This is a genomic window from Moorella sp. E308F (assembly GCF_006538365.1).
Taxonomy (GTDB): Bacteria; Bacillota; DSM-521; order Neomoorellales; family Neomoorellaceae; genus Neomoorella.
Genome location: NZ_BJKN01000001.1, coordinates 74,771 through 92,133, shown reverse-complemented (window position 1 = coordinate 92,133; position 17,363 = coordinate 74,771). Strand labels below are relative to the sequence as shown.

General features: G+C 54.7%; 15 protein-coding genes. 12 read left to right on the top strand and 3 right to left on the bottom strand.

Annotated features, from left to right (window positions below; translation table 11 throughout):
* Positions 1–63: 63 nt before the first annotated feature.
* Positions 64–660 carry a DUF4912 domain-containing protein gene (locus tag E308F_RS00480; RefSeq protein WP_172613788.1) on the bottom strand — a complete coding sequence of 199 codons (597 nt, stop codon included), beginning with the start codon at positions 658–660 and terminating at the stop codon, positions 64–66.
* 119 nt (positions 661–779) lie between these two features.
* Here E308F_RS00480 and E308F_RS00475 point away from each other — a divergent pair, with 119 nt between their 5' ends.
* The 7 genes from E308F_RS00475 (at position 780) to E308F_RS00445 (ending at position 6,666) form a co-directional block, all read left to right on the top strand.
* Positions 780–2,744: a glycoside hydrolase family 15 protein gene (locus E308F_RS00475; RefSeq protein ID WP_141262738.1), complete on the top strand. Its 1,965-nt coding sequence runs from the start codon at positions 780–782 to the stop codon at positions 2,742–2,744.
* Between the two features lie 88 nt (positions 2,745–2,832).
* On the top strand, positions 2,833–3,531 hold the full coding sequence (locus tag E308F_RS00470; RefSeq protein ID WP_141262737.1) for a CPBP family intramembrane glutamic endopeptidase: 699 nt from the start codon (positions 2,833–2,835) through the stop codon (positions 3,529–3,531).
* A gap of 4 nt (positions 3,532–3,535) precedes the next feature.
* Positions 3,536–4,831 (top strand): 23S rRNA (uracil(1939)-C(5))-methyltransferase RlmD, encoded by a 1,296-nt coding sequence (rlmD, locus tag E308F_RS00465; protein ID WP_141262736.1) that lies wholly within the window; start codon positions 3,536–3,538, stop codon positions 4,829–4,831.
* Positions 4,832–4,866: 35 nt separating this feature from the next.
* Positions 4,867–5,106, top strand: coding sequence for a hypothetical protein (locus tag E308F_RS00460; RefSeq protein ID WP_141262735.1), 240 nt, complete (start codon positions 4,867–4,869; stop codon positions 5,104–5,106).
* A gap of 167 nt (positions 5,107–5,273) precedes the next feature.
* Positions 5,274–5,615, top strand: coding sequence for a DUF3796 domain-containing protein (locus E308F_RS00455; protein WP_141262734.1), 342 nt, complete (start codon positions 5,274–5,276; stop codon positions 5,613–5,615).
* Positions 5,612–5,815 (top strand): helix-turn-helix transcriptional regulator, encoded by a 204-nt coding sequence (locus E308F_RS00450; protein WP_172613540.1) that lies wholly within the window; start codon positions 5,612–5,614, stop codon positions 5,813–5,815. The genes E308F_RS00455 and E308F_RS00450 overlap by 4 nt, the downstream gene beginning before the upstream one ends.
* Positions 5,816–5,832: 17 nt before the next feature.
* Positions 5,833–6,666 carry a M23 family metallopeptidase gene (locus tag E308F_RS00445; RefSeq protein WP_141262733.1) on the top strand — a complete coding sequence of 278 codons (834 nt, stop codon included), beginning with the start codon at positions 5,833–5,835 and terminating at the stop codon, positions 6,664–6,666.
* Positions 6,667–6,732: 66 nt separating this feature from the next.
* Here E308F_RS00445 and E308F_RS00440 read toward each other — a convergent pair whose 3' ends face one another.
* Together E308F_RS00440 and E308F_RS00435 are read right to left on the bottom strand one after the other, a co-directional pair.
* Positions 6,733–6,990, bottom strand: a complete 258-nt coding sequence (locus E308F_RS00440) for a sulfurtransferase TusA family protein (protein WP_141262732.1) — start codon at positions 6,988–6,990, stop codon at positions 6,733–6,735.
* Positions 6,977–8,200 (bottom strand): YeeE/YedE thiosulfate transporter family protein, encoded by a 1,224-nt coding sequence (locus E308F_RS00435; RefSeq protein WP_141262731.1) that lies wholly within the window; start codon positions 8,198–8,200, stop codon positions 6,977–6,979. The genes E308F_RS00440 and E308F_RS00435 overlap by 14 nt, the downstream gene beginning before the upstream one ends.
* A gap of 214 nt (positions 8,201–8,414) precedes the next feature.
* Here E308F_RS00435 and E308F_RS00430 point away from each other — a divergent pair, with 214 nt between their 5' ends.
* The 5 genes from E308F_RS00430 to nrfD all read left to right on the top strand — a co-directional run bounded on the left by E308F_RS00430 (position 8,415) and on the right by nrfD (position 17,258).
* Positions 8,415–10,106: a sigma 54-interacting transcriptional regulator gene (locus E308F_RS00430; RefSeq protein WP_141262730.1), complete on the top strand. Its 1,692-nt coding sequence runs from the start codon at positions 8,415–8,417 to the stop codon at positions 10,104–10,106.
* Between the two features lie 63 nt (positions 10,107–10,169).
* Entirely contained in the window at positions 10,170–12,371 is a 2,202-nt protein-coding gene (locus E308F_RS00425) for a molybdopterin oxidoreductase family protein (RefSeq protein ID WP_253260367.1), read from the top strand.
* A gap of 331 nt (positions 12,372–12,702) precedes the next feature.
* Positions 12,703–15,276 (top strand): molybdopterin-dependent oxidoreductase, encoded by a 2,574-nt coding sequence (locus E308F_RS00420; protein ID WP_141262729.1) that lies wholly within the window; start codon positions 12,703–12,705, stop codon positions 15,274–15,276.
* A complete protein-coding gene (locus E308F_RS00415) occupies positions 15,276–15,962 on the top strand; it encodes a 4Fe-4S dicluster domain-containing protein (protein WP_141262728.1) in 687 nt (228 codons plus the stop codon). The genes E308F_RS00420 and E308F_RS00415 overlap by 1 nt, the downstream gene beginning before the upstream one ends.
* 15 nt (positions 15,963–15,977) lie before the next feature.
* A complete protein-coding gene (gene nrfD, locus E308F_RS00410) occupies positions 15,978–17,258 on the top strand; it encodes an NrfD/PsrC family molybdoenzyme membrane anchor subunit (protein WP_253260366.1) in 1,281 nt (426 codons plus the stop codon).
* Positions 17,259–17,363 lie beyond the last annotated feature (105 nt).

Sequence of the window (17,363 nt, the reverse complement as noted above, 5' to 3'; positions counted from 1 at the left end):
ATTGCATGAAAGCCTTTTATGTAAATGATATAGGGACGGGTCTTATTTCTAGGAGGCCCGCCCTTATTTTTGTGTTTTTACCAGCTGGATAGAGCTGAAACCTTTTGCTTTACCGTAACGTTCCACCGCCTGCCAGCAGGCTTCCAGGGGCGGCCATAAGGGGTCAATAACGCTGCTGGGTTTATCGGCCGGGGTAGTGACGATATTGGACCGGGCTATGGTAACAAAACCATATTCCGGAAACCAGCGTCCCAGGTCAACGCAAAAGGTGCTGGAGGGTTTACCGGTGTGGATATACCAGTTGTCGGCCATGTCCGTAATGGCTATTTCAAAAAAGGGTGCCTGGAGAAAATCATAGGGGTGGTTGGTAAGGTCGTAAACCCTGAGTAAAGGACGGGACTTTTCCCAGGCACCCGGGCCAAAGCGACGCTTAAGTTCCTCCTTTTTGGCATCGCTTAATTCCCAGTAGGCATAGAGCCAGTAGGGGTCCTTGACCATGAGGACAACTTCATCTTTACCATATTTTGCCGGCAACTCCCGGCCTGCCGGTGCTGGGACTGGCAAGGGTTTGGCAGCCGGTTGGGCGGCCTGCCGGCGCCGGTACCAGAAGAGCGCCCCGGCCAGGATGGCTATGATTAACAGGGCAATAAAGGTTATCATGCAATAATCCCCGCTCTCTGGTGGAATAATGCTAAAGGACCGTTAAACTCATCGCTTAGTATATCCACTTACCTTTACTTTATTGCCGTTAAGATGAGGAAAGTGAAGGGGTGAGAACCATGCCGCGAGAACTGACCCTGGGGAACGGGCGTTTGTTGATTAATTTTGATGCTGAATTTAATATGCGTGACTTATATTACCCTTATGTTGGCTGGCCCAATCACATCGGCGGGGAAAGGAATCGCCTGGGCTGCTGGGTGGATGGCCATTTTAGCTGGCTGGGAAGCCGGGAGTGGGAGCGGGAGGTAGGGTATGAAGCGGATACCCTGGTAGGCCATTGCCGGGCCAGGAATAATGGAATGGAACTGGAAATAATTATCAACAACGCCGTTCATTTTCAAGAAGATATTTACCTGGCTCGAATCACGGTTCACAACATGGCCGGTCGCTCCCGGGAAGTGCGGCTGTTTTTTTATCATGATTTTACTTTAAATGAATCCCCCATCGGTGATACAGTGACTTACCTGCCGGACCAGAAGGTTTTACTTCATTATAAAAGGGGGCTCTACCTTTTAATCAATGGCCGCGCCGGGGCCAATATTTTTTTCCAGTATGCCACCGGTAACAAGCGTTTTCGCGGTGCCGAGGGCACCTGGCGGGATGCCGAGGACGGCTGGCTGGAAGGCCATCCCATCCACCACGGTTCGGTAGACAGTACCTTTAGCTTTCGCCTGCAGCTGGCCGCGGGAGAGAGGGGAGAGATTACCTACTGGATTGTGGCTGCCGAGAACTTTACGGTTGCCGGAGAGCTAAATAACCGGGTGCTGTCCCAGGGGGTAAAAAACTTGCTGGCAGCCACGGCGGCCTACTGGCGGGGCTGGGTCTATAAAAATGGACGCGACTTTGCCGATTTACCCCCGGCGGTAGTTGCCCTCTACCACCGCAGCCTCCTGGTCGTGCGCACCCAGATTGATACTAGGGGGGCGATCCTGGCGGCTACCGATAGCGACATCCTGGCGGAAGCCCGGGATCACTACGGCTATTGCTGGCCCCGAGATGGGGCCCTGGTAGCCAATGCCCTGGACCAAGCCGGCTATGGCGAGTTAACGGCCAGCTTTTTTTATTATTGCTCCCGGGTGCTGGAGCAGGACGGCTTTTTTTATCAAAAATACAATCCCGACGGCAGCCTGGGATCCAGCTGGTTACCGCCGGTGCACCGGGGTGAGCGCATTTTGCCCATCCAGGAAGATGAAACAGCCCTGGTCCTATGGGCCCTGGGCCAGTCCTTCCGCCTGGGGCGGAACTGGGGTCTCATCCACGACCTCTACCCGGCCCTGGTACGGCCGGCAGCCGATTTCCTGGTGGATTACCGCGATCCAGACCTGGGCCTGCCCCTGCCGAGCTATGACCTCTGGGAAGAGCGGCGCGGCATCTTTGCCTTTACTGCGGCTGCCGTCTACGCCGGGTTGACTGCCGCTGCCGATATGGCGCGCCTGGCCGGTGACACGGGCGGGGAAGAACGTTACCGGCGGGCGGCGGTGGAAGTCGGGAGGGGGATTAGCGAACACCTCTATTCCCCGGATCTGGGGCGTTTCATCCGGGGAGTTTACAGGGAAGATGACGGCCGCCTGGTGCCTGATTTTACCCTGGATGCCAGCCTCGCGGCCCTGGCCCTGCTGGAAGCGGTACCCCTGGCTGACCCGCGCCTGACCAGGACTATAGCGGCAGTGGAGGAAGGACTGCAGGTCAAGACGGAAATAGGAGGAGTGGCCCGCTATACCGGGGATTACTACTTCCGTAAAAGCGATAACCTCCAGGTGGCCCCGGGTAACCCATGGTTTATCTGTACCCTGTGGCTGGCCGAGTGGCACGCTTTACGGGCGCAAAATTTAAATGACCTGGCCGCGGCTCGCGGTATTCTTACCTGGGCGGCAGAACGGGCAACGCCGGCGGGGATGCTCCCGGAGCAACTGGACCCCTTTACCGGCGAACCCCTGTCGGTTTCTCCTTTAACCTGGTCCCATGCCACCTTTGTGAGCGCCGTAGAAAAATACCTCGGCCGGAGGCGGCAGTTGCTGGCATAATTTCTATAGAGGCTTTTCAAACATCCGGGGTTGTTATATATTTAGGCCATAAGGCCTGTTTAGTTAAAGGTTTAATGAGGTGGAATTTATGACAGGAGAAACGGAGAAAATACCCTGGAATTTACGGCAGTGTCTTTTGGTATTACTGGGGATGCTGGCGGCAGGTTATGGTACGGCGTTAATGGTCCGATTCTTTGCTTCCTGGTTACCCCTGGCCTACCGTTACCTGTTGGTGGGCCTGGCCCAGGGAGCGGCCGTCCTGGGGGGACTGCATTATTTCGTGCGCAAGAAAAACGGCCTGGGATTGGAAGCTGTGGGTTTAAAAGCCGCTTCTTTGGTCCGGGCCATAGCTTCAGGCCTGGGAGGCGGCCTGGTTTTATTTTTACTGGTAGTTATTGTCGGCAGTCTGTTACAGTTCTTTTTACCCGACCAGGCCCCCCAGCCCTTTACCGAACTGGTCATCAACGCCCGGCAGCCCCGTGACCTGGCTATACCGCTATTTCTCGGTGCTTTTCTGGCTCCCGTTACGGAAGAACTCTATTTCCGGGGGTTTCTCTTCCCGGCCCTCAAAGCGCGCTACGGCTTCGGCAGGGGCCTTCTGGGGAGCGGCCTGATCTTCGCCCTCCTGCACCTGGACCTGGTGCGTTTCTTGCCGCTTGCACTCGGCGGCATGGGCCTGGCTTACCTTTATGAGCGGACAGGAAATATCCTCACCCCCATCGTTGCCCATGCTACCTGGAATACCATTATGATTCTCCTCCTTTATTTTACCCTGCGGTGGGTTTGAAGATATGGAAAAGGTTGACATTACCGGGTTAACCCATGAAGGGGCTGGCGTGGGGCGCTTGCAGGACGGCCTGGCTGTTTTTGTACCAGGGGCCCTGCCGGGGGAAAGGGTAAAAATAGAACTGGTAGCCAGGAAGAAGAATTATGCCCTGGCCCGGCTGCTGGAGATCGAAAAAGCCTCCCCGGACCGGGTGTTGCCTCCCTGTCCAGAGGCGCACCATTGCGGCGGCTGCCACCTGCAGCACCTGGACTACCGGGCCCAGCTGCTGTGGAAACGGCGTCTGGTTGTAGAAGCCTTGCAGCGCCTGGGAGGTTTGCGGGACATCCGGGTCTTGCCGGTTGTGGGAATGGCCAATCCTTGGGGCTACCGCAATAAGGTACGGCTCCATGTGGCGAGAGGCCGGCTGGGCTTTTATCGGCCGGGAAGCCATGAAGTAGTACCCTCTTCTCATTGCCCCCTCTTACCTGCCGGTCTCCTGGAACTGGCCCGGGAGATGGCCCGGCTGCTACCGGGGCTGGCTCCGGGCCTCAAGCACGTGACCCTGCGCCAGGGCCGGGCTACAGGGGAGTTGCTGGTAGCCCTGGAGGTTGAGGCGGGCTGGCCGGGCGGCAAGGAGTTAGCGGTGAAACTGGCCGGCCGCTTCCTGGAGCTGGTGGGAGTGGTAGCCTTGCCTTTTAATAACAGCAGGGAGGCGGTTGAGGAAACTATCCTCTACGGCCGGGATTACCTGGAGGAGCGTCTGGGAGAACTACGCTTCCATATCTCTGCTACTACCTTCTTTCAGGTTAACACCGTCCAGGCTGAGACCCTCTACAACCAGGCAGCAGCCTTTACCAGCCTGCAGGGCGGCGAAGAGGTCCTCGATGCCTACTGCGGCAGCGGGGCCATTGCCTTGTGGTTGAGCCGGCAGGCGGGAAGGGTTACCGGGGTAGAAGTGGTAGCGGAGGCCATTGCGTACGCCCGGCGCAATGCTGCTTTAAATAACATTACCAATACGAGGTTCCGTGCCGGGGCCGCCGAGGTAGTATTACCCCGCCTGGCCGGGGCAGGCTACCGGCCGGAAGTTGTTATCCTGGACCCGCCCCGGGCCGGCTGCGACCGCCGGGTACTGGCGGCAGTGGCGGCCATGGCACCCGGGCGGGTTGTCTACGTTTCCTGTAACCCGGCAACTTTAGCCCGGGACCTGGCCTACCTGCGAGAAGCCGGCTTCACCCCGGGCCCGGTGCAGCCGGTGGACTTGTTTCCCCACACCCGTCATGTTGAGTGCGTGGTTCTGATGCAAAATGTAAAGAACGGATAAAGGCTTGAAAAACGGCTTAAATACAGGGCTTTCCGGTGTTTTACTATCTGCCGAAAGAGTGTCGGCGGGTGGTAAGGATGCCGGGAAGCCCTGCTTTTTTTGTCTATGTGATTGTTCGCGGAAACATGTCTACTGTGATTTTAGAAAGAGGTTTAAATCTCTTGTTTTCATCATATTATCCCGTCAATATTGATACAATGCTGACCCGCGAAAAGTCCAGAAAGACCGGGCTTTTTCGCGCTTTATTAAGAAAAATTGATGAAAGCTTTAATTAGGTATAGGTAGATCTTCTATATCAAAATTACACCAACCGGACAAGATTAGATTTTAATGTTATATCATAAGCTTTCAATAAGTTCGTTAAATATACTTGACTTAGGTTTGAAATGTGATATATTTATAACATGGAGTTATAAATATATCATACAAGGGAGAGATACCATTGAAAAACAAATTGGGTTATTTAAGTCTTCTTGCAGTATTAGGTACACTGGGTTTTTTAACGGATAATAAGGCATACCTAGGATTTTGGGGTTTTCTGTACTACATTCGGTATTTTTTTGTTATACCGGATGAATTGTTTAAAGCCAATGTTCAAAAAGCGGCAACACCCGCATTCTTTACTGGACTTGCATCATCGGCGGTTACGATTATGCTGAGGGTGTTGATGAATAATGATGCATTACCGACGCTTGGAATGGGGCTTGGAATGGCGTTGTCCATCTTCGTGTTCACCGTCATACTGATGGTGTGTGAGATAAGAGAAAGCGGTAGCAGTTTATGATGATCAAAACCAAAATCAAGGAATACAGAGCCAAATACAATATGAAGCAGGAAGAATTGGCGGCTTTGGTCGGCGTAAGGCGTGAAACGATCGGCCATTTGGAAAACGGTAAATACAATCCGTCCTTAAAACTGGCGCTTGACATAGCAAAGGTTTTTCATACAACAGTCGAAGATATTTTTGAAATTACAGAAGAGTGACGTGGGGTGGCTAAGATATGCACAGGTTTGTAAATATTCTGGCAAAATTTAAATGGATCGGCTTAATTGGGCTATTGGGCAGCATCACCGGCAATGCTTACCTTAAGCTTTTCTGGCTGTTCTTTTTGCTTGGGTTTATTGAGATATTCAGCAATCTGCCGGCATTCTACCAGAGTATTCAACAGCTTCTCTCTTATCCTTTGATATTATTCCGCCATCGTTTTCGTCTGCCGTCAAAAGATAATTATGTCGGTATGACGGAATACATATTGCCCTTTAAGGGACAGTGGTACGTCGCAAACGGCGGCGTAGACAAGAGAACCTCCCATTCCTGGGGCGTGTGGCCGCAGCGCTATGCCTATGATTTTGTTATAGTTGATGAAAGTGGAAAAACCTGCTCCGGCAGCGGCAAGCAGCTGCAGGATTATTACTGCTACGGGAAAGACATTCTAGCGCCTGCCGACGGTGAAATTGTTAGTATGGCCGACGGGCATCCTGAAAGCAAGGTATATGGTGACGGCAGGGCTGAATGCAGGGCGAAAGATATCCGCGGAAATTTTATTACGCTCAAACATAATGAAAAAGAGTTCAGCACCATCGCTCACCTCATGCCCAACAGCATAACCGTTACATTAGGTCAGAAGGTTGTCCGGGGGCAAGTAATTGCCAGATGCGGCAACTCCGGGAATACCAGCGAACCCCATGTTCATTTTCAATTGAATGACGGGAGAAGCTTTTTTGCTTCCGCGGGACTGCCTGTTAAGTTTAAAAATGTGTTGGCAAAAGAAAACGGGAAAACAGGTCTCGCAGATTATATCGTTAAAGGTCAATCCGTAGAAAACAGGTTGTGAAGAAGCTTATGAATACTCTATTGCCTTGTAAAGGAGGGGTAATGATAAGTAAAGGTGTAATCAATATTATTTATTGCTTATACAAATCATCCATTCCCCGTCCCTCAGAAGTTCGACCTTCTGCACATCATACCCTTGATTTTTAGCCAGGTCAGGTACGTCCTTTGTTGCGGAAGGACAGTCGACTAAAAGGTTTAAAAAGCTGGCCGGCGGTAGTTTTTCCAGGAGGGTTGCAACGGCGTACTTGGGATACGGGCACATCCACCCGCGCATATCAACCTGATAATGGTTATCGTTTACCTTAACCGCATTAAGCTCTTTCATGCTTTCCAGCCTCCACCCAGAGGATAAATAAGTAGAACAGCAGCAAGAAGCCGTAGATAAAAGCCAGAGCCCCTCCCCAGCCCCATAATTGAGGCAGGTATACCGGTTTCCCGTATAGCCATCCCTGTCCCACCTTCTGGCCATAAATGTGTACCCAGGCACCAGAGGTTAACATGGCGGTTAAAATCGCCACCCAGGAACGCGTGTAGCCTTCACCGCTCCGCGCCAGGATACCCACACCGCATCCTCCGGCCAGGACCATGCCGATACCAAAAATGAAGCCACCCCCGATATTATGCCATCCTGCGGGAAAAACCATATGCGCAGGCTGATAGCCCTGGGCCTTGAGGATGGCGAAACCCATGGCTCCCACAGCCATTCCCAGCAATAGCCACTTCATAACCTTACCGTCACGGCTGACCAAAATTTCACGGAAGGCAGCTACAAAGCAGAGACGCGAACGCTGGATAATCAGCCCAAAAAGAATCCCAAATAAAAAGAGACCTGTATTTTTGGGCATGCCTGCAATGTAATAAATGACAGCGATGAGAAGTGAAAGGGAAAATACCAGGACTCCCCATTGGGGTTGACGGGATAAAACTTCTGCCGCTTTCGTTTCTCCCTTTGGCGCCGTGGTGAAATCAAGCTTTTGCAGGGCTTTACGCATTTGATATTGTAAAATTTTGCCTCCAACATAAGCACCCAGCAAAAGACCTACAGCAGACAGGGGACCGCTTAAAGAAAAGGCCATGGTAGCTACCCAGAATCCTCCTATATTACATGGAGGCATCAGGACAGTACCCAAACCCATCAGTATGCCCCCAGCAGCGCCCCAGAGATAACCCTGCCAGTCTTCTTTACGAATTTTAAATTCACGGGCCAACAGAGAAGCCCCAAGGGTACCAGCTATGATACCTATGTCAATCAAGCTATGCATATCCAGATAAATAGGCTTTACAGGGTAAGGGATAAATGGGCTTTCAGTTTTAATCCCCACCAGATTATAAAGCCAGCTCCCCCACATGGCCATTTGGGGAAAGACGCCCAGGGCCCGGGCATACATGAACATAAATAAGTTGGTAATGGTTAGAGCAAAGACACCTACTCCAATAGGCCAGGGTTCGGTAAATATCCTTAACCAACCACCTTTTATAGATTGCCATACATAACTTCCTTTGCTCGCATCACTCAAAACCGTTTTGCTGGTCAAGGTATCTTCTCACTCCTTTAGCAGTGATATGCCTTTGAGATTCGTCGCCATTTTATAAAGTCCTGCTATGCTTTATATTCCTTTTTGGAATGATTGTACGGTTTATTAAGAGATCCTGCGGTTTTTAGTGGAATGCCTGGCCGGGTTGCAGTCAGGGGAACGAAATGTTAACATAATGAAAGAACAAGGCTGACCATACAGGGAGGGGAGAATAATGGCCGGGACTGCCAGGGATTTCTGGGGAGAAACCTTTAATGCGCTGCAGCAGGGAATGATCTATGTCGACGCCGTCGGTCACATCCTGGTGGCCAACTCCCTGGCTGCCGCCATCCTGGGGCTGGCCGGCCGGGATTTAAAGGGCCGGCGACTGACGGAGGTCTTTCCGGAGACGCGCCTGGCCGAGGTCTTTACCCACCGGCGCCCCCTCCAGGGAACCTGTTTTGCCGCCGGGGGTAAAAACTACCGCGTCGATTATTTCCCCGACGGCCAGGAGGGAGTCCTCGTTCTTTTTACGGAAGAACAGCCGGACGCAGCCTACCTTCAGGCCATTAATGAACTCTACGCCGCCCTCCTCGATGATTTTCCCCTCTACCTGGTGGTGGTTAATCGCCAGGGGGTAATCGTCAGTATCAACCAGATGTATGCCGAACTCCTGGGCCAGAGGGCTGATGTCCTTACAGGCCGGGAGATAGGAGATGTTTTAACCTTCAGCCGCCTGCCGGAGGTACTGGCTACTGGCCGGCCGGTAGTCGGCTTTGAGGTCCAGTATGCCGGCAAGAAACTGTTATTGTCGGAAATGCCTGTCAAAGATGCCGCCGGCAACCTTCTGGGTGCCGTAGGCAAGGCCATGGCAGTTGAAGACCTGGCTGCTGCAGGCCTAAAAGATATTTCCCGGCGCCTGCAGGTTTTAGAGGGCAAGGTCCTCTTTTACCAGCAGGAACTCGCGTCCCTCCATGGGGAACAGGACGCCTGGCAGGGGATACTGGGGACGAGCCCGGCCATGGTGCAGCTGAAAAAACGGGCAGCCCGGGTGGCCCGGGGCGAGGCTAACGTTTTAATTACCGGTGAGAGCGGTACCGGGAAGGAATTGCTGGCCCAAGCCATCCACAGGGCCAGTTCCCGCCGCAATGAACCTTTGATCAAAATCAACTGTGCGGCCATCCCGGAAAACCTGCTGGAAGCCGAGCTCTTTGGCTACGAGGAAGGGGCCTTTACCGGGGCGGCCCGGGGCGGCAAGCCCGGCAAGTTTGAGCTGGCCGATGGCGGCACCATATTCCTGGATGAAATCGGTGACCTGCCTTTGAGTATGCAGCCGAAGCTCCTCAGGGCTTTGCAGGAACGTTCCTTTGAGCGGGTCGGGGGACGTAAGACTATCAAGGTAGATGTGAGGATTATTGCTGCCACCAACCAGGATCTCCTGGCCCTGGAGGCGGCCGGCAAGTTTCGCCGCGACCTTTATTACCGCCTGGCGGTGGTGACCCTCAATATACCGCCCCTGCGGGAGCGGCCGGAAGATATCGAGGTTTTGACGGCGGCCATTATCCGGCGCCTCAATAACCGCTATGGGATGGCCGTCAGGGGCCTCGCCCCGGGGGTGCAGGAGCTATTTTACCGCTATACCTGGCCGGGCAATGTCCGCGAACTGGAGAATGTCCTGGAGCACGCCTTTAATTTCTTAGAGCCGGGGGAAGACATCATCCGCCGGGAACACCTGCCGCCGGCTATGCAACAGGTGAGGGACAACGAGGCCGGCCTGGAATTGAAGGAGGCCGTTGCAGAAGCGGAAAAGGCGGCTATCCAGAGGGCCCTGGCGGCTGCCGGGGGGAATAAGCAGGAGGCGGCAAGGCTTTTGGGCATTCATCCGTCCGGCCTCTACCAGAAATTGAAGCGCTACAGTATCAACTGAAGTATTTGGAACTGGCATGGAAATTATTCTAACCCATGGCTGGTAATAAATGAGGGAGCGCTAATGGCACTGGCGGAGCTGCAACAAGGAATATTTAGCTTGTTCCAGGATCAGGAGGAAATAGCTGTAGACCGCTGGGTGGCTACCACCTGCGGTTATTGCGGTACCGGCTGCGGCCTTTTCCTGGGGGTTAAAGACGGCCGGGCAGTGGCCGTCAAACCTGATACCGCCGCGCCGGTAAATAAAGGCCACCTGTGCCTCAAGGGCCTTTACGAGTGGAAAACCCTGCACCACCCGGAGCGGGCGACGGTACCCCTTCGTCGCCGGGGCGGGGAAATGCATCCTGTGACCTGGGAAAAAGCCCTGGCCGAGGTGGCGCAGCGTCTCCGGGAAGCCCTGGCAAGCGGCGGCCCGGAAGCCGTCGGCATTTATCACGGCGGGCAGCTGACCCTGGAGGAATACTACGCCATCCACAAGCTGGCTAAAGGCGTGCTGGGTACGCCCAATATTGATGCCAATACCCGGCTCTGTATGGCCTCCACGGTAAGCGGCTATATCCGCTCTTTTGGCGTGGACGCCCCACCGGGCTGCTACGAAGACCTGGATGTGAGCAGCCTCATCTTTATCTTTGGCGCCAACCCGGCGGAGATGCACCCCCAGCTCTGGCAGCGGATTTTACGCAACCGTAAACTTAACGGGGCCAGAATCATGGTGGCCGACCCGCGTCTTACCCTGCCGGCCCGGGTGGCCGATCTCCACCTGCGCCTGCGCTGCGGCAGCAACATCCCCCTCCTCTACGGTTTGATTAATATTATAGTTAAGGAAGGTCTGCTGGATCGGGACTTTATCCGGCGGTCAACGACAGGCTTTGAAGAACTGGCCCGTGCCGCCGCCGCCTACCCGCCGGAGCGGGTGGCCGCTCTCACCGGCGTGCCGGGGGCGGATATTGTGGCCGCCGCCCGCCTCTTCGGCCAATCCCCCAGCGCCGTCACCGTTTTTTGTCAGGGGGTTAACCAGAGCAGCCAGGCGGTTGATACGGTAACTCTGATTAACTCCCTGCACCTCATCACCGGCAAAATCGGCCGGCCGGGTTCGGCGCCCTTTTCCCTTACCGGCCAGGCCTCGGCCATGAGCATGCGGGAGATCGGCGGGGGCGGCGGCCTCCCTGGCTTCCGCAACCCCGAGAATCCCGAGCATCGCCGCCAGGTGGCCAACTACTGGGGTATCCCGGAAGACCGGTTGCCCCGCCGGGTCAATGATATCAACTACATGCTGGAGCTAATTGCTGCCGGCAGGCTCAAGGTCCTGTGGGTCATAGGCACCAACCCGGCCGTTTCCCTGCCCGACCAGGGGTTTAGCCGTCGCCAGCTAGAAAAGGTCTTTTTAATTGTCCAGGACGTCTTTTATCCCATGGAGACGGCGGCCTTCGCCGACATCTTCCTTCCCGGCGCCGGGTGGGGGGAAAAGGACGGGATAATTACCAATTCCGAGCGGCGGCTGAATCTCGTCCGCCGCGCTGTGAATCCACCAGGAGAGGCGCGGGACGACCTGGCCATCGTCAGCCAGGTGGCCCGCTACCTGGGTGCAGGGAGCCTCTTTGCCTGGCAGGGGCCGGCGGCGGCCTTTGAGGAGTTAAGGGAGCTTACCCGCCACCGGCCCAATGACCTGACAGGCGTGGACTACACCCTGCTTGAACGCCAGGGGGGCATCCAGTGGCCCTGCCCGGAGGGCGGCCGGGGAACACCGCGGCTCTACACCGCCGGCGTTTTTCCCACGCTGCCAGAAGAAGCCCAGGGTTATGGCGAGTTTAATCACCCGGAGGGCAGGGCGCGTCTCTGGGCTGTTCCTTATACACCGCCGCCAGAAGTACCTGACGGAGAATTTCCCTTCTGGCTCAATACCGGCCGGATTATTGAACATTACCATACCCGGACCAAGACCAAGCGCATACCGGAACTCCAGGCCCTGGTACCCGGGGCCTATGTGGAAATTAACCCGCAAGACGCGGCACGTTTAAAGGTGGCTGAGGGCGAGGTGGTTCGGGTGGTGTCCCGCCGAGGCTGGGTTGAGGTGCCGGCCAGGATTACAGAGGTGGTAGCGCCGGGGGAGGTCTTTGTCCCCTTCCACTTTGGTGATCTGGACCCCAGCGAGAGGGAAAGGCGCCAGGCGGCCAACCACCTCACCGGCCGGAACGTCGATCCCCTTTCCGGTCAGCCCCTGGCCAAGGCCGGAGCCTGCCGGATAGAGAGGCTAAACTCTCTATAATTCTAGAGATGGGTTATAAAATTTTAGAGAGCCCTTATACCCTTGCAGGGCAGAAAAGCCCCGGATAACAGAGACCGGGGCTTTTTACTTTGCTGGCATGAAACTTGCTATAAAAGGCATGTATAAATATGTTACTTTCACAAGTTGGGGGAGGGGAATATATGACCAGAAATACTACCAGTTGGCAGTTTTATTACGGGGTATAGTTGGCCCCATAACACCAAGAATATTATTTTAGAAAAGTGCGACGGAACTCGTAAATGAATAACCAGTTCCCAGCACCACGGGATACCGGGGTCTGGTCCCTAAATGCCGCTTGGAGGTGACCTTAATGAAGAAGAAAGAGAAGCGAGAATTCAGGCTCAGTCGGCGCCAGTTTTTAAAGGCGTCGGCAGCAACGGCCGTCCTGGCGGGTACGGCGGGGCCTACGCGATATTTTATCCCGAAAGCCGGGGCAGAGAATACGTCCCCATTAAAAGAAGTTAAATACGTGCGCAGTACCTGTTCACCCAACTGTACCCTGGCCTGCGGTATTAAGGCCATGGTGGTGGACGGGCAGATCAAGGCCCTTTTACCGTCCAACGACTACCCCGAGCCCGAATATGGACCCCGGGGATGCCTGCGGGGGCTCTCCTTTATCAACCTAATCTACGGTCCTGACCGTATAAAAAAACCATTGATCCGTACCGGGGAACGCGGTGCGGGGGAGTTCCGGGAGGTATCCTGGGAAGAAGCCCTGGACTATACGGCAAAACGCCTTAAGGAGATTGCCGCCAAATACGGGCCGGAATCCATCGGCTTTATTTTCCAGGTCGGCGGGACCGGCCACGTCCAGAAGGGAGCCTGGCTTGCCCTGGCTACTATGGCGGGGTGGAGCCTGATCCACCCTTACGACCAGAACGGCGATCTGCCTATGTTCTGGCCCATGACCTTCGGCGTCCAGACGGAAGAGCTGGAACCCCTGGAATGGCTTAATTCCCGCTATATAGCGATATTTGGTTCTAACATTATGGTTACCCGCCTTATTGACTCTGACTTCCTGATTAAAGCCAGGAATAATGGTACAAAGGTGGTTGTTTTTGACCCCAACTACAGCCCGACGGCCGCCAAGGCCGACGAATGGGTCCAGCTTAAACCCAGCAGCGATGCGGCCCTGGCCCTGGGGATGGCCAGGGTAATCATTGAAGAAAAACTCTATGACGAGGCATTCATCAAAACCTACAGCGATATGCCCCTTCTGGTTCGTCTTGATAACGGGCGGCGCCTGAAAGCGGATGAGGTAAAGGGCCTGACCAGACCGGACGGACTACCGCCCTACCGGGAGGCCTTTGTCGCTTACAACGGGCAGTTCCTGGCCGTGCACCCGGAAAAGCTGGAGCTTCCTCTGGATGTAATCCTAGAGGGCGAAGTAGATATCGAATTAAAGGACGGCCGGCGGGTTAAGGCCAAACCGGTCTTCCAGCTGTTAAAAGAACATTTAGCCAGCTATACACCGGCCTATGTAGAGCAGGAGACTGGCGTTCCCGGGGATACGGTGGTCCGCCTGGCCCGGGAGATGGCGACAACGAAACCGCTCCATGTCATCTATGGTGCCAGCAACTACCAGTGGTATCACGGCGACTTGAAGGGCCGCGCCCTGGCTCTGTTGCCGGTGCTGACCGGCAATCTCGGCAAGCCGGGTGCGGGTATTTCCACCTATGCCGGCCAGTACAAGATCCGGTTCAATGTCAAAGAATGGTGGTTTCCCAGGCCGCCCAGATGGCTTCCCTGGCTTTATATCCTCCATGGCCCGACCCCCGGTATGAAAGCCAGGTGGCCCAAGAACGGGGTCAAAGCCCTGATCTTTGGCTGGGGCAACCCCTTCGACCAGCATAATATGGCCGACCGCCTGCGGCAGATGGCAATAAAGGGCGAACTGGAATTCATCGCCGGCCTGGATTTTTCCCTGACCACCAGCTGCCGTTACAGCGATGTCGTTTTCCCGGCTGCCACCTGGTATGAAAAGACCGAACTGGTAACCACTCCTTTGCACCCCTACATGCAGCTGCAGCAGCCGGCTATCAGGCCTCTTTATGAAGCCAGGTCCGAACTATGGATGGCCAGGGAACTAGCTAAAAGGCTCAATCCCGACTTTGCAAAACACTTTTTCCCCGATCTGGATGAGAACACGGCGGCGGAAAAAGCCATTGAACTTCTCCTTGCCACCGGCGGCCAGCCTGTGGCCGGGATTACCCTGGAGCAACTAAAAAAGGGGCCGGTGCGGCTGAAATCGGAGGTGCCGGGAAATCGCCAGATTCCCTTTTATGAACAGGTACAGTTTAAAAAGCCCTTCCCGCCTGTCAGCCGGCCGGCGGCATTGGAAGCGACGGCAAAATTTGTCAGGAGTGGTCGGATCGAGTTTTATAAGGAAGAGGAAACCTTTATCCAGCTGGGTGAGACTTTGCCCGTGCACAAGCCGCCCTTTGAGGATAGCGAGTATGCCTTGAATCCGGAAGTTAAAGGCAAGTACCAGTTTGCCTATATCACTCGTAATTCCCTTTACCGGGTCCACTCCACCCATTCCAATAATCTCTGGATGAACGAGCTGCAGGATAATAAGCCGAAGGTTTTCTTGAACCCCCAGGACGCTGCCGCAAAGGGTATTAAAGAAGGCGACTTGGTCGAAGTTTACAATGACCGCGGCCGGGTGCGTGGTTATGCCGTCCTGGACCCGGGCCTGGGGAGAAAAATAGTCGTCTTTGAGCAGGGCTGGTGGAGCCGCTATCTTAACGGTGACTCTTATAACTCCCTGACCTATCCTTTTATCAAGCCCACCCATGAGGTCTACTTCGTACCGGGGATATGGGCCCCCAATACAGCCTGGAACGAAGCCCTCTGCGATGTAAGAAAGGCAGGTGAGGTATAGTGAGACTGGGAATGGTCATCGACCTGGACCGCTGCATCGGCTGCCGTACCTGCGCGGTGGTTTGCAAAGGGCACAACTCCCAGCCGCCGGGTATGTGGTGGAACCGGGTCTTTACTCCTGGAAGTCCTGAACACCAGCTTCCCGTAGCGAAAAACGGGGAAGTGGAGATGTATTTCTTACCCGTATCCTGCCAGATGTGTGAAAACGCGCCCTGTGAAAAGGTCTGCCCGGTGGGGGCGACCTACACCGACGACCGGGGCCGGGTGCTGGTTGACTACGAGCGCTGTATCGGTTGCCGTTACTGCATGGCCGCCTGTCCCTACGGCGTGCGCCAGTTCAACTGGGAGGACCAGCAAAAGGCCAAAGCAAAGGCGGGTTATATGCCGGGGTATGATTACGGCTATCCTTTCGAGCATCGCGACCGGAACAGCCGCCTGGTCTACATGCCGGATCGTCCCAAAGGAATAGTGGAAAAATGTACCTTCTGCGTGCAGTATACCGATAAAGGGGAATTACCGGTTTGTGTCCAGGCCTGTCCGGCCGGGGCGCGCTTCTTTGGCGACCTCGATGACCCCAAGTCGGAAGTAAGCCGCCTGGTGCGGGAGCGGCAGGCTTTAAGGCTAAAAGAAGAACTGGGTACAAAGCCCAAAGTCTTTTACCTGCCGCCAGCAGGACCGCGGAAGTAAAAGGAGGGAGATCTTGTGAGGAAACTAAATGTGGCTTTTACCATAGGCCTGGTTCTTTTGCTGGTAAGTTTATTTACCTGGGGCTACCAGCTTAAAAGCGGTCTGATTGTGACCGGCATGCGCAATCCCTTTAGCTGGGGCCTGTATATTGCCACCTTCGCCTTCTTTGTGGGGATTGCCGCCGGGGGGCTAATCGTTTCTTCTTCGGTTTACCTCTTCAATCTTGAGCAGTTGAAGCCCTTTACCCGCATTGCTTCCCTGTCTGCCTTTGCCAGCATTATGGCCGCGGCGGTAATCATCCTGCCGGATCTGGGGCGGGTAGACAGGATTTACAACTTGCTGCTGCACCCCAATTTCCGGTCGCCTTTAATCTGGGACGTAATAGTTGTTTCCGCCTATACCGTCTTAACTTTCTTGAGCGTTTATTTTCAGCTTTTACCGGACTGGAAAAAGGAAGGACGCGGCTTTCTCAACGGTTGGACAAGGAAGCTTTCCCAGGAGGAGGTAGAAAGCATTGCTGCCAGGTGGTCCCGGCGGGTAGCCATGGTGGGGCTCCCGGTGGCGATTCTAATTCACACCATCACGGCCTTGATTTTTGCCACCCAGGCTTCGCGCGGCTGGTGGTATACGGCCATCTTACCCCCGGATTTCATCGCCGTGGCGGTGGCTTCCGGGACGGCCCTGGTGCTGGTGATTGCCATCCTGGTGGTCGGGAAAGATGGGTTTAACCAGTATGCAGGCGCCTTTAATACCCTGGCCAGGATTGCGGCCAGCGCCCTGGCCGTCCACTTCTTTTTCGTAGCCATGGATATCTTAATTCACTGGTGGTGGGGCAGCCCCGAAGCCTTAAGCACCCTGGGCCTGGTTTTCAAGCGTTATGGCCCGGTCTACCTGGTGGAAATCGCCCTGCCGGCCCTGGTCATGGTTTACTTCTTCAGCGAAAAAGGCGGTCGGTCGGCCGGTTCCCTCTTGCTGGGATGCGCCCTGCTTTTTACCGGCGTATTTGCCCACCGGCTGATGTTAATGTTCCCGGCCTTTAACCAGTTCCCTTTAAGCCTCTCTATCCCTGGAATGGAAATTGAAGGCTGGAATTATCCCATAGCAGTTGGCGTATTTAAGGCAGGAGCGCCGGTATTTGCCGGCTCCTGGCCCTACGTGCCCACCTTATTTGAAGTTGCCGTTGATCTTTTACCCTTTGGCCTGGCCTTGTTGGTCATTTCCTTGATGGTGAGTGCTTATAGTTTCCTGCCGCAGATACCGGGCAGAAGTAGTTCTGCACCCGGCGGTCGCCCCTGAGTGTCTTGATGACTAAGTTGCTAAAGTTTGCCGGCATTTGACTTGTGCTCTAAAAAATTTCCTATCCAGGTATTAATAAGAAAAGGCGAGATGATGTTACGTCAA

What these genes read in the sequence shown, in the direction of transcription:
- E308F_RS00420 (WP_141262729.1), top strand. Translation starts at nt 12,703, where the DNA reads ATGAAGAAGAAAGAGAAGCGAGAATTCAGGCTCAGTCGGCGCCAGTTT.
- E308F_RS00480 (WP_172613788.1), bottom strand. Translation starts at nt 660, where the DNA reads ATGATAACCTTTATTGCCCTGTTAATCATAGCCATCCTGGCCGGGGCG.
- E308F_RS00430 (WP_141262730.1), top strand. Translation starts at nt 8,415, where the DNA reads ATGGCCGGGACTGCCAGGGATTTCTGGGGAGAAACCTTTAATGCGCTG.
- E308F_RS00440 (WP_141262732.1), bottom strand. Translation starts at nt 6,990, where the DNA reads ATGAAAGAGCTTAATGCGGTTAAGGTAAACGATAACCATTATCAGGTT.
- E308F_RS00470 (WP_141262737.1), top strand. Translation starts at nt 2,833, where the DNA reads ATGACAGGAGAAACGGAGAAAATACCCTGGAATTTACGGCAGTGTCTT.
- E308F_RS00475 (WP_141262738.1), top strand. Translation starts at nt 780, where the DNA reads ATGCCGCGAGAACTGACCCTGGGGAACGGGCGTTTGTTGATTAATTTT.
- E308F_RS00450 (WP_172613540.1), top strand. Translation starts at nt 5,612, where the DNA reads ATGATGATCAAAACCAAAATCAAGGAATACAGAGCCAAATACAATATG.
- E308F_RS00425 (WP_253260367.1), top strand. Translation starts at nt 10,170, where the DNA reads ATGGCACTGGCGGAGCTGCAACAAGGAATATTTAGCTTGTTCCAGGAT.
- rlmD (WP_141262736.1), top strand. Translation starts at nt 3,536, where the DNA reads ATGGAAAAGGTTGACATTACCGGGTTAACCCATGAAGGGGCTGGCGTG.
- E308F_RS00445 (WP_141262733.1), top strand. Translation starts at nt 5,833, where the DNA reads ATGCACAGGTTTGTAAATATTCTGGCAAAATTTAAATGGATCGGCTTA.